Raw genomic sequence first — 12,614 nt, 5'->3', positions numbered from 1 at the left:
ATTACGTGCTTCCGTTCAAACTAAACGTTCTTTTTCAGTGATAGTGTAATATTTTCTAATTTTTCTCACTTCTTTTAAAAGAAGTCCTTCACTCTCCGTTGAATGTAAAAGGGATTAGAGGGTTCCAGAGCTGATATTATATCCAGCATGCAAACACGATAAATCAAATTCTCTTTCGCATGGTGTAAAATATGTATTGGGATGAAGCCGAGAAATAATTTCCTCAATTTTTTCTTCCAACTTCGCATCTCCGATTGCGGATCTCAATATCGAAAGTCGATATGGAAAGCTTATTTTATATGATGCTGGTTGTTGTCTTCAATAGTATTTACAAAACCTTTACAAAGTTTTTATGATTACTTTTATTTAATGGTCTTGCCTTTTGGTGAAGCAATATTGTTTAACAAAGTAAAAGAGTGTAAAAGCTATGAATCCATTTGTACAAGCTTAATAGCTTGCAGCAGCTAGAAGAAGAAGGGCTGCGCATCTCAAGCATATATCGAAAGTCGATATATTAAGGGGGAACAAATGTATGGTTAACACATTTTTTATCTGTAAAAATCTTATGGGGAATGTATTTTTTAAACCGGTATCATTTTAACTACTCTATTTATTACTTTAGTTGTTCTGTATATTTGGTTATTCATCATTTAAAAAACTTATGAAGGAGCTATATAACATGGATAAAAAGACAATCTATTTCTTATGTACAGGAAATTCTTGTAGAAGTCAAATGGCTGAAGGCTGGGGAAAGAAATATTTAGGCGAGGAATGGAATGTTTTTAGTGCTGGAATTGAGGCACATGGATTAAATCCGAATGCTGTGAAGGCAATGAAGGAAGTGGGGATTGATATTTCAACTCAAACTTCAGATATCATCGATCCTGAGATTCTCAATTATGCAGATTTAGTTGTGACTTTATGTGGTGATGCAGTCGATAAATGTCCAATGACACCACCACAAGTCAAAAGAGAGCACTGGGGCTTTGATGATCCGGCAAAGGCGGAAGGGACGGAAGGTGAAAAATGGGCGTTTTTCCAGCGGGTGCGTGATGAAATTGGAGAACGCTTAAAAATGTTTGCTGAAACCGGGAAATAATAGATTAACGGTTGGTTTTATAGTGTAGATTATAAAAGGATTGATTATTTAGTTCGATAAATGATAATAAAGTTTGATTACAAATAATCCCTTACAGTATGATATCGTAAGGGATTATTTTATTTTCTTTTGAAAAAGTTATGCTTCCTTCAAAAAGAGGGGGATTTTAAAATCGCTTTATATCTAAAATGTAAGCCCAAAACCGTGTGATTAAGAATGAATCTTAAGATTTGTAGATACCCTTGAAAAGATAAAATGCGTTACGGTATGGGCGTAGGGATTCGCTTTTTCAATAAACTCTTCTGCTTTCGAGAATGTTTCAAATTGCATTTTTAACATATAACAAGCATTACCAGCTATACGATAGCAAAATTCCACATTTGGGAACGACTCAATAAACTTTTTAAAAGATTTATAATCACCATTTTTAACCGTTGCTTCAATGAAACATTGGATTGGATAACCTAATTTCTCGTAATCCACATCCAATGTATATTTTTTTATGATTCCAAAGGATTCCATTTTTCTTACACGCTCTGTAACAGATGGAGATGATAAATTGATCCTTCGTCCAAGCTCACTCATTGATAATCGACTGTTTTCAAGCAATTCATCAATTATCTGTTGATCAATAAAGTCAGTTTTCATATTTAAAGTAAATCCTCCTTTTTTTATTTAATTTTTAATAAAATTATGTGAATCAAATTGAAAACTTAATGTAACTCAGCAAAACAATTAGATAAGATAATATTATAAGGAGGGGATCAATATGGCAAGAATTACAGAATCTTTGAATGGGGAAAGTCCCTTTCAAAAACTGTTAGGGCACAACAAAGGAATCATGGAATTATGGAATCAACTAGGAGATGAATTAGGGGAAGACGGGAAGCTTACAGCAGAATTAAAAGAGCAAGTGCGGCGAACGCTAGCACAAGGAAATGGCTGTGAGTACTGCAAGGCAAAAGGGAAACCTGAACCTGACCTTTTCGACGAAAAGACGTCAATTGCTGTGGGATTCGCAGAGGTATTTTTAAAATTAAAAGGCAATATACCAGATGCTATCTTTAATGTGTTGAAGAAGCATTTATCTGAAGAAGAAATCAGTGAATTGTGTGCTTTTATTACGTTCACAACTGCTTCACAATATTTTGGGGCAATTATGAAGCTAGATCCTACAATAAAATAACAAAATGTAATTGGGAGGTACGGAATTCCAATGGTGAACTCCAATCAATTATATTGAAATTAAAATTGAATAGAGGGCCGAAGCTATTCATTATAAAATCAATTAATAAGTAATTTTGTGTCAATCATCAGGGGAGTAAAGACGAAATACTGCTCCCCAAAACATTTCATTTTTTAGTTTACATAATATACATTATAGGAAGTTGAGTTAAAAAAGAAAGTTTCAGTCTCAATTCTAAAGTATACTTTAGATAGTGAGACAAAGGAAAAATTTCTGTTACGATCCGTTTTTTTACTACTGCTTTTCTGTTATAGTATTTAATATGTTATATGGAAAGGAATTAAAGGATGAAATGCTTTTCTATTGATTTAGATGGAACTTTATTAAATTCTAAACGAGAAATCTCGACTGAAAACTTACATGTTTTAAAGGAATTAAAAGCTCAGGGTCACTCTGTTATCATTAATACTGGTCGTGCTTACGATGATGTCATTCAATTTAATGCGATAAAATCATTAAAATTGCCTATTTTTACAATAAACGGTACAGTTATTTATTCTGATACTAAGGATGTATTGTTTGAAGCTTCCATTCCTTTTTCTTTATATAATGAGCTATTTGCCGTATTAAAGAAATTTGGATTGTGGATTATGGTCTATACGAATCAGGGTGGATTCCCGTGTAGAAACCCCTACCTTCAAGGAAAAAGTGATGAGGAAATTGAAGGGATTTTTGCAGGTTATGATTATGAGCAAATGCTGAATAAGAAAGATCTTGTCATTTATAAAGTTATGGCTGTCTCCCGACATGATCAATTGGAGAAAATTACTGCTGTAAAGAATGCTCTTCATGAAAAATTACCATTGACGATTGCTTCCTCTCATCCAAATAATGTTGAACTTACATCACTTGAGGCCAATAAAGGTGCTGCATTATTGAGATACCAAAAATTAATCAACGTCCATTTTGATGAAATCTTTGCTTTTGGTGATGGTGGAAACGATGTGGAACAATTTAAAGTCGCTACCACTTCTGTTGCTATGGCGAACGCTCCTGCTGAAATCCAGCAACATGCAGATATTATCACTAAATCAAATGATGACAACGGGTTTGCCTATGCAGTCAAGCATTTAATCGAATTCTAAAAGCAGCTAATTTAAGCTGCCTTTAAAAATTACATTAGTTTACATAATTATATTATGGTATAGTTTTATTGTGTATCGACTGAATAAAATTCTAGACATTATGAAAAGCCCCTTGCTTTTCATAAATTGCGAAACAGTCGTTTTTTCATAACGTCAGTTTCATCTTCACCAGCTGTTTTAAAGGCCCTCTCTTCCCCTGCAATCCTTTTGTAAATTGTATTATAAAAACAAAAAAACACAGGAAATTCCTGTGTTATGAAACGGTTTCTTGCATTGCTGCAGTTAAATATTGTCTTGGTGTGCCGAAATATAGAAGTTGATGATAGAGCGGATAAATACTTTCAAATTGTATATAAATTGGTGAATCTAAGAGCCAAGGGTAATATTGGTATAGAGCTCTATCACCATATACGATCGCTGTTAAAGCAAAGCTGAGCTTTTGTTGGAAAAACATGAACCGTATTTTTGAATTTTGTTCATCATATTCTCCGTTGCTCACATGTACTTTTCCGTTTAATACGTATTGCCCCATTCGCGGCACCCATTCGGCAATAACTTCATTATGAACTTTTGGATTGATGCAGCTTTCATCATAGCAATATCCAATTGTCAGGAATATTTCCCCTGTTTCTTCCGAATGAGTCATCGTATATTTTCTTTCGTCTACGGGCTTAAAAGGAGTAGCAGGCGGAAAAAATGTTACTTTTAAATTAGAAGGATTGAACTTGCTCATGGAAGGTGTCCCCCAAATGTTAAAGTATTGGTTAATGATAATATATGTTAAAAAATAACAAGGGTGACATGTGCCTAACATGAATGTCTAAATTTATCTTTGCCTCCGCCAATTAATCATTATTGTTCTTTTTTTATATATGGAGTTTCAATTACCTTCGTGGAAACAAGTGCCCATTCCCCGCTTTTATACTCCCATGTTGACTCAATATTTGCGATCACATCTCCTTGGTGTGCGCCGCTGATCGTCTGAACCCCTTTTAATCCTAATTTGCTCCCTTTTAGTTTGACAGGTTCGAGTTTGCTATATGACTGAACCATTAATTCAGTTGGCTCGTTTAAAATACCATTATAATAAAGCCCTGCATTTTCATAATCCTCTGCCCGATTTTTTAGATTAAATTTATGTGACTTATGATTATTATCGATATTAATTTTTGCTTTATAGCCATTTAAAAATTGACTTTGAATGATAAGTGGATCTGGTACAGTCAAATCTGTGATTCTATCGTCTTTTAAGGCATATAAATAATGATTGGTTATGTCACCGCTGCCGCTATTGCTGACAGAGACGAGCATGTCCTTAATCCCGTCTTGATTAAGATCCTGAAACGTGAGATATAGGTTAACCCCTTCTTCCAATTCAATTTGATGTTTCCCTCCTTGATTGTCGACGACCTCAATCAAAAACCTTTTGTAGAGACCACTTTCATCATCCATTACTTCTCCTTTTACCAGTATATTCTCATCTTTGCCATCTCCTGTTAAATCTTCGTGCTCTTCCACGATCGTTTCCATTTTTTCACTCTCATCTATGGCATAAGCGCCTGTTATCGCTGTAATTGACATAAAAAATAAAGCGAAAATGACGACTAGAACTTCTTTTTTCATTATGTAGACCTCCTCTAATCTGTTATGATTAGAATGCCCAATTTTGGTAAAAAGATGCAAATTGATGGAAAAATAAGTGCTTGCTCTCCCATAACTGAAAGACTAGCCCATCCTTCACTTGATTGGGCAAAGTCTGTAGACGATAGCTGCAGAGCCCTCACACAAATAACATTATATAAACAATTAAAAATCCCTATCCACAGATAGGGATGAACGTCTATGATACTAATTCCTTCACTTCTTATTCCGATCACAGAAATTAAAGGGAAAAGGAAAATAGCAATTGCAATAAAAAACGTTGCCCGGTAAATGATATCATTCGAGTCTTTACCCTTCTGCCGCAATATAATCATCATTTATTGTTCTGTTTAATTGGTGCATAAACTGCTTATTTTTCAATGAATGCAAAGCAATTATAATTATACTGCCGCCGCAAATCAATAGTAGCAGCCAAACTGGTAGTGATTCGAGAAGAAAACCAAAAACAATAAATCCCAACGGAGTCATGCAAGTGGCTCCCGTCTCCACTAAAGACATAACACGGCCACGGTAATTGTCAGGAGTATTTTTTTGTAAAAGAACCATAACTGGCATATTAATGATCATAATAAATGCAGAAAGTAATATCACGAGAATAATGAGAAAAGGAAAATAAAATGTATTTGATAGTTCACTTAAGCCCGGTAGATTGGGAATACCAAGAAGAATTAACATGCTAGATAACCCGAACAGACCACCAAACACGCTTCGTTTTTTATTTTTAATTTCTCGTATTTGGGCTAATATGACTGACATGACTAGCATCCCGATCGAAAAGGCACCTTCAATGATTCCCAGTTGATAGGACTCCATCCCTCTAATCGTTAAAACAAGATAAGGCAAAGCCACTGGAAAGATTGCAAACCAAAAATTAAGAAAAACTGCAAGGAAAATCAAGTTTTTAATAAATGCTTCTTGTTTAACATAGGCGAATCCAATTTTAAATTCAGCAATAAAGTTTTTTTGCTTCGTTTCTTCTTTTTCTTTGGCAAATAATTGATAGTTTATAAAAATACTAGCTATTCCAGAGATGGTAAATGCAATAATATTAAGTACCATGAAGGTTGAAATCGATGTGAAGCCAAAAAGGACTCCGCCTAAAACAGGACCAAGGATTGTAGAAATAGAAACGGCTGCTTGGTTCAAAGACATGGCTTTTTGAATATATTCCAGACCAACCATATTGGGGATGGCCGACGTCACTGCTGTAGAGTAAAATGTGTTAAGAGAGCTGAGAATGAAGGTTGCTAAAAATAACAGCCATATTTGTTGATAAAAAGACGTAAAAATGATGAAAATGAATAGAAGCCATATGGAACAGGCAAAATCTGATATAATGATAATTTTCTTTCGATCCCAGCGATCACTTAATGTTCCTGCAATCGGCGCAAGCACAATTCGTGGCAGCACACTTACGAGCAATGTAATTGAGAAATTCAAGCTTGAACCTGTTTCTTCTAAAATAAAGAGTCCGATGGCAAATCCGTATATGGAGGAACCAAGCACGGCCGTCAGCTTTCCAGTTAAAAAGAGGGTAATATTTCTTTTGACCGAGTTCGGCATTTAAATATCCTCCTCTTCATTTGGAAGTTTAATAAATTCACAATTGATTTCATAAGGGGTTCGCTTCTCCTCGTTTTTTATTGAATTTTCTATATATTTTTCCAATAAAGCATCAAATTCCTTAATGAATTCAGTTAATTCCTGATCGGATAAAGATAAAGGCGTTCCCCTTCTCATAAAATAATTTCTTTTTTCAGGAGTGAATTCATCTTTGAGTTTGAACTCAGTGGCTTTAGATCGATAGTACTTTTCAATGATCCCTTTGTTGTCTTTCGTTTTCACAAGCTCAATAATTCCACCATTGTATAATTGTTGAATATGATAATGAATACTTCCGTTTGATTTTCTTAGTTCGTCAGCGACTTGTTTTGCAGTCATAGCACGTTCATTCAATAAATAAATAATCTTTGCCCTAAGTGGACTTGAAATCAATTTTTGCTGATCTAACGTAATCTCCATCTGCTTTTTTTTATTATCCATTTCTCGTCATCCAATCTTTAATTGAAGGTTTTGTTAAATACAGGTGTTGATTTTGCAAAAAATATTGTCTAACAAAATTCTATTTTAAAAATATTATACGTTCTAATTTTTTAGAATGCAATAATTAATTAGAATGGTTTAAAAAAATGGGCAAAAGAATCCCCTGCTAATTGTTTAGCAGGGGTAGATATTAAACAACATGATCATCTTTTTTTTCAAATGTTGTTTTCCAAATGGAATGAACTTTGCCGCTTTCACTCTCATCAATGATGAAAGAGCCGTTTGTATAGCGATCATTATATCGCAAATCAGACGACTTAACACTTTCTACATGGCCTCTATCTGCTTGAACGAAAATGTCATCCCCTTCCTTTGCGAGGACAGCGCCGATCACACGGTGTGGATTTGATTTCAGTTCTCTCAGCATAACGACACCGCGTTTTGCTCTTGACGTCAACTCAAATTCTGTTAATTTCATTTTTTTGATTGAGCCACGTTGAGTTACAATAACAATACTTTCTTCAGCTAAATCAGAGATGATATGGCCACTCGTAACATAATCACCATCTTTTAAGTTAATCCCTTTAACACCTGCTGCACGGGCACCGACTAACGGAACTTCTTCTTCAGAAAACCTTAATCCGTATCCTAGATAGGTTGTTAAGAAGAGTTCAGTTTTGCCATCTGTTTCGTGTACATTAATAAGTTCATCACCGTTTTTTAAATTAATGGCAACAAGTGGTTTGGAATATCTTTGTGCTTTATAATGCTTTAATTCACTTTTCTTTATCATGCCATTTTTTGTAAAGAAAAGAAGATTTGCCTCTTTTTCGAACTCTTTTACAGGCAGAACCTTAATAATGGATTCATCGCGGTCAATTGGCACAATATTGGCCACATGTTGACCAAGATCCTTCCAGCGAATATCCGGCAATTCGTGGACAGGGCAGTATAAGTAATTCCCCTTATTCGTAAAGAGAAGGAGCACATCTGTTGTGTTCATTTCTAGCTGGGCCAAAAGGCGATCCGAGTCCTTCATCCCAAAGTCTTGTCCGTTCGAAGCGGCAAAGGAGCGCGGGCTGGTCCGTTTTACATAGCCTTCCTTTGTCACGGTAACAATCACATCTTCGCTCGCAATTAGAACCTCAAGATTGATTTTAATCTCTTCTATTTCTGCCTCAATTTGTGTTCGCCGTTCGTCAGCAAAGCGTTTTTTTACATCTTTCAATTCTTTTTTAATCACTGATAATAGCTTTCGTTCACTTGCTAATATGGTAGAAAGCTCTTCCACTTTTTTAGCAAGCTCTTCTGCTTCCGCTTGCAAAGCAGTAATATCTGTGTTTGTTAAACGATAAAGCTGTAGTGAGACAATCGCCTCTGCTTGTGCTTCGGAAAATTGAAATTTTGCGATTAAATTATCTTTCGCATTCCGTTTATCTTTTGAAGCGCGTATTGTTGCGATCACTTCATCAAGAATTGATAAAGCCTTCATTAAGCCTTCTACAATATGCTGACGGTCCTTTGCTTTTTGTAAATCATATTGTGTTCTTCTTGTTACGACCTCTTTTTGATGCTCAATATACGCATCAAGAAGATGGATGAGGCCCATCAATTTTGGTCTTCTATTATGAATGGCGACCATATTGAAACTATATGTGATTTGAAGGTCACTATTTTTATACAAATAATTAAGAACACCATTTGCATCCGCATCTTTTTTTAACTCGATGACTATGCGCAGACCAGTGCGATCCGTCTCGTCACGTACTTCCGAAATTCCTTCCACCTTACGATCTAATCGAAATTCGTCGATTTTTTTAACGAGATTGGCTTTGTTGACCTCATAAGGAATCTCAGTGATGACAATTTGTTGTTTGCCACCGCGTGTTGTTTCAATTTCCGTTTTCCCGCGTACAATAAATTTACCTTTTCCTGTTTCGTATGCTTTCTTAATTCCTTCAACACCTTGAATAATTCCGCCAGTTGGGAAATCAGGCCCTTTAATAACGGTCATTAAATCGTCCACCGTTGTTTGCGGGTTTTCCATGCGCATGATTACACCATCAATTATTTCTCCTAAATGATGTGGAGGAATATCTGTTGCATATCCGGCAGATATTCCGGTTGAACCATTTACGAGAAGATTCGGATACATCGCAGGTAGAACAGTTGGTTCGTTTGCTGTGTCATCGAAGTTTGGAACGAGATCAACAGTATGTTTCTCAATGTCCCTTAAAAGCTCCGCCGCAATCGCAGATAGTCTTGCTTCGGTATAACGCATTGCCGCAGGCGGATCGCCATCAATGCTTCCATTATTTCCGTGCATCTCAACGAGGAGATTGCGAACTTTCCAATCCTGGCTCATCCGCACCATCGCCTCATAAACGGAACTATCGCCATGAGGATGGTAGTTGCCAATGACATTTCCGACCGTTTTTGCGGACTTTCGAAACCCTTTATCACTTGTATTCCCTTCTACATGCATCGCATATAGAATCCTTCTTTGAACAGGTTTTAATCCATCTCTCGCATCCGGTAATGCCCGGTCTTGAATAATGTACTTACTATAACGGCCAAATCGATCGCCAAGGACATCTTCTAACGGGAGGTCACGAAATTTTTCCACACTACTCACGAATCAGCAACCTCCTCTTCCACCAATATATTCTCATTTTCAAGGATGCTGCCATCCTCTTCTAATCCAAATGCAACATTCGTTTCGATCCATTTTCGACGTGGTTCAACTTTATCACCCATCAAAGTAGTTACTCGTCTCTCCGCTCTCGCTGCGTCATCAATGCGGACGCGGATTAATGTCCTTGTTTCCGGATCCATCGTTGTCTCCCACAACTGATCCGCATTCATTTCGCCAAGTCCCTTATAGCGTTGGATCATATAGCCTTTGCCAACTTTTTTAATGGCACCATCGAGCTCATCATCACTCCAAGCATACTCAATCACTTCTTTTTTGCCAGTTCCCTTGCTCACCTTATATAAAGGAGGGAGCGCGATAAACACTTTACCAGCTTCAAGTAGTGGCTTCATATAGCGGTAAAAGAATGTTAAGAGGAGGACCTGAATATGTGCACCATCAGTATCGGCGTCGGTCATAATGACCACCTTATCATAGTTGCAGTCCTCTACATTAAAATCAGCCCCAACTCCCGCACCGATTGCATGGATAATGGTATTAATTTCTTCGTTTTTAAAAATATCAGCTAGTTTGGCTTTCTCTGTATTTATAACCTTACCACGTAACGGCAGTACTGCCTGAAATTTGCGATCTCTTCCTTGCTTAGCCGAACCACCTGCCGAATCACCCTCAACTAAGTAGAGTTCGTTTCGCTGTGGATTGCGTGACTGTGCGGGGGTTAGTTTCCCTGAAAGTACGGCTTCACCCTTTTTTCTTTTTTTGCCGCTCCGAGCTTCTTCTCGCGCTTTACGGGCAGCTTCCCTTGCCTGATAAGCTTTTATCGCCTTTTTAATTAAGAGCGAACTGATATCAGGATTTTCTTCTAAAAAGTAAGAAAGGTGTTCAGACACAACAGCATCGACGGCTGATCTTGCTTCGCTCGTTCCGAGTTTTCCCTTTGTTTGACCTTCAAATTGAAGCAGCTCTTCTGGTACACGAACGGAAATAATCGCTGCAAAGCCTTCACGAATGTCAGCTCCATCAAGATTTTTATCTTTTTCCTTGAGAAGACTCACTTTTCGAGCATACTCGTTAAAAGCACGAGTTAGTGCTGTTTTCGCACCAGCTTCATGGGTTCCTCCATCTTTTGTACGAACATTATTCACAAAAGATAGAACGTTTTCAGAGTACCCATCATTAAATTGAAAAGCAAAATCTACTTCAATTCCTGAATTAATACCTTCAAAGCTAACTACAGGATGAAGTACATCCTTTTCTTCGTTTAAGTATTGCACGAATGCCTCGATTCCATTTTCGTAATGAAATTCCTCTTTCGTCTCATTTCGTTCATCAATAATTTCAATTTTCATTCCTTTTAATAGAAAGGCAGATTCGCGAAGACGTTCGCATAAAGTTTCATAATTGTATGTGGTTGTTGAAAAAATCGTTCGATCCGGTTTGAAATGAATGGTTGTGCCTGTTTGGTTTGTTTTCCCTACTTTTTCAAGCGTTGTGACGGGAACACCGCCATTTTCAAAGCGCTGTTCATAAACAAATCCATCTCTTTTTATTTTGACAACCAGCCATTCTGAAAGTGCATTGACGACCGATGCACCGACACCGTGCAAGCCACCGCTTGTTTTATAGCCACCTTGTCCAAACTTTCCTCCTGCATGAAGGACGGTTAAAATGACTTCCGGAGTTGGTTTGCCAAGCTTATGCATACCGGTTGGCATTCCGCGCCCTTTATCTTGAACACTAATCGAATTGTCTTTATGTATTTTAACGATGATATGGTCTCCGTAGCCGGCTAGAGCCTCGTCAACAGAGTTATCGACAATTTCATATACTAAGTGATGAAGTCCTCTCGAATCAGTACTACCAATGTACATACCGGGGCGTTTCCGAACTGCTTCGAGACCTTCTAACACTTGAATGGCATCATCATTATAATCGAAGCTTTGCTGATTTCTTGCCACTTACATACCCCTTTCAGTTGCTACAATCTCATAATTTTAGTTTTCATTAACAACAATCGATGAACGACTTTCATTGTGGATGAATCGTTTTCATTCGTAGAACGACTGTTCCTGGTGTTTATCTTATCATATCAACGGACTTTTTTCTTAAAGTTTTAGAGAAAAAAGAACAACAGCTTCAATCCCTTAAAAAGAAACGTCTATGCCCTATTGTATATAAATATAACGATTTAGCAAATAGGTGACGAATAATTTACTTCTAGTTTCACTAGCACAATACGGTAATCTTGACAATTTAAGGAGTTCTCAGAAAAGGCGTTTCCGGCGATATATAGGAATAAAGAATCATTTTAGAAGGAAGTAAAAAAACTGTCAAGTTAACCTGACAGTTTTTGCTAAAAAATGTTTATTTCGTTAACGCGTGCTCGACTTTTATACAGCGGTCCATGATGACTGTATAACCTTTTTCCTTTAAAAATTGATAAGCTTCTTCATTAACGACTCCAAGCTGAGCCCAGAAAATTTCAGCGTCAATTTCGGCAAACTCTTTCGCAATCTCCATTAAATGCTCAGGACGTCGAAAGACATTTACAACATCGACATGCCCTTCTATTTCCTTTAATGATTTTACCGCTTTAACGCCAAGAACTTCGTCTACTGTAGGGTTGACAGGAATGATCTCATAACCTGCATCTTGCATCGCCTTCGATACCATATATGACGTTCTCTCAGGGTTTCCGCTTAGTCCAACAACAGCAATTCGTTTCACTCTTTTAAGGATTTGTCCGATTTCTTCACGGCTTGGATTTTCAATAGCCATTTTTTTCATCTCCTTTGATCGTGCAGTTGATTTTTTTCTATGTTTAAT

11 protein-coding genes and 2 pseudogenes are annotated in these 12,614 nt (G+C 36.9%); 4 read left to right on the top strand and 9 right to left on the bottom strand.

The features are described 5' to 3' along the window. Window positions 1-15: 15 nt before the first annotated feature. Window positions 16-248: pseudogene (locus FCJ93_RS25495) on the bottom strand (PadR family transcriptional regulator). 306 nt (window positions 249-554) lie between these two features. Between FCJ93_RS25495 and FCJ93_RS25925 the strand changes: the two are divergent. Together FCJ93_RS25925 and arsC are read left to right on the top strand one after the other, a co-directional pair. Next, a pseudogene (locus FCJ93_RS25925) lies at window positions 555-654 on the top strand (ArsB/NhaD family transporter); the annotation flags it as partial. 25 nt (window positions 655-679) lie between these two features. Further along, complete coding sequence (gene arsC, locus FCJ93_RS14985; RefSeq protein WP_137744051.1) at window positions 680-1,099, top strand: arsenate reductase (thioredoxin); 420 nt, start codon at window positions 680-682, stop codon at window positions 1,097-1,099. 210 nt (window positions 1,100-1,309) lie between these two features. Here arsC and FCJ93_RS14980 read toward each other — a convergent pair whose 3' ends face one another. Then, window positions 1,310-1,747: an Lrp/AsnC family transcriptional regulator gene (locus tag FCJ93_RS14980; protein WP_137744050.1), complete on the bottom strand. Its 438-nt coding sequence runs from the start codon at window positions 1,745-1,747 to the stop codon at window positions 1,310-1,312. A gap of 121 nt (window positions 1,748-1,868) precedes the next feature. Here FCJ93_RS14980 and FCJ93_RS14975 point away from each other — a divergent pair, with 121 nt between their 5' ends. Together FCJ93_RS14975 and FCJ93_RS14970 are read left to right on the top strand one after the other, a co-directional pair. Beyond that, on the top strand, window positions 1,869-2,285 hold the full coding sequence (locus FCJ93_RS14975; RefSeq protein WP_137744049.1) for a carboxymuconolactone decarboxylase family protein: 417 nt from the start codon (window positions 1,869-1,871) through the stop codon (window positions 2,283-2,285). A 347-nt stretch (window positions 2,286-2,632) separates the two neighbouring features. Next, on the top strand, window positions 2,633-3,430 hold the full coding sequence (locus FCJ93_RS14970; RefSeq protein WP_137744048.1) for a Cof-type HAD-IIB family hydrolase: 798 nt from the start codon (window positions 2,633-2,635) through the stop codon (window positions 3,428-3,430). A 253-nt stretch (window positions 3,431-3,683) separates the two neighbouring features. On the opposite strand, the gene FCJ93_RS14965 is transcribed toward FCJ93_RS14970, so the two are convergent. The 7 genes from FCJ93_RS14965 to FCJ93_RS14935 all read right to left on the bottom strand — a co-directional run bounded on the left by FCJ93_RS14965 (window position 3,684) and on the right by FCJ93_RS14935 (window position 12,566). Then, window positions 3,684-4,163 carry a staygreen family protein gene (locus FCJ93_RS14965; RefSeq protein WP_095306118.1) on the bottom strand — a complete coding sequence of 160 codons (480 nt, stop codon included), beginning with the start codon at window positions 4,161-4,163 and terminating at the stop codon, window positions 3,684-3,686. Window positions 4,164-4,282: 119 nt separating this feature from the next. Further along, window positions 4,283-5,053 (bottom strand): hypothetical protein, encoded by a 771-nt coding sequence (locus FCJ93_RS14960; protein ID WP_095306117.1) that lies wholly within the window; start codon window positions 5,051-5,053, stop codon window positions 4,283-4,285. A 327-nt stretch (window positions 5,054-5,380) separates the two neighbouring features. Continuing rightward, window positions 5,381-6,655, bottom strand: a complete 1,275-nt coding sequence (locus FCJ93_RS14955) for an MFS transporter (protein WP_095306115.1) — start codon at window positions 6,653-6,655, stop codon at window positions 5,381-5,383. Beyond that, window positions 6,656-7,135, bottom strand: coding sequence for an ArsR/SmtB family transcription factor (locus FCJ93_RS14950; protein ID WP_235879498.1), 480 nt, complete (start codon window positions 7,133-7,135; stop codon window positions 6,656-6,658). A 190-nt stretch (window positions 7,136-7,325) separates the two neighbouring features. Continuing rightward, a complete protein-coding gene (parC, locus tag FCJ93_RS14945) occupies window positions 7,326-9,770 on the bottom strand; it encodes a DNA topoisomerase IV subunit A (RefSeq protein ID WP_095306114.1) in 2,445 nt (814 codons plus the stop codon). After that, entirely contained in the window at window positions 9,767-11,746 is a 1,980-nt protein-coding gene (parE, locus tag FCJ93_RS14940; RefSeq protein WP_137744047.1) for a DNA topoisomerase IV subunit B, read from the bottom strand. Before parE ends, parC begins: the two co-directional genes overlap by 4 nt. Before the next feature lie 406 nt (window positions 11,747-12,152). Then, the gene (locus FCJ93_RS14935; RefSeq protein WP_137744046.1) at window positions 12,153-12,566 is read right to left on the bottom strand and encodes a CoA-binding protein; all 414 of its coding nucleotides are present in this window, start codon (window positions 12,564-12,566) and stop codon (window positions 12,153-12,155) included. Window positions 12,567-12,614 lie beyond the last annotated feature (48 nt).

Source organism: Robertmurraya siralis, from assembly GCF_005502275.1.
In the GTDB taxonomy this organism is placed as follows: Bacteria; Bacillota; Bacilli; order Bacillales; family Cytobacillaceae; genus Robertmurraya; species Robertmurraya siralis.
Note: the sequence above shows the minus strand (reverse complement) of the source record. Positions and strands in the feature narration are given on the sequence as shown.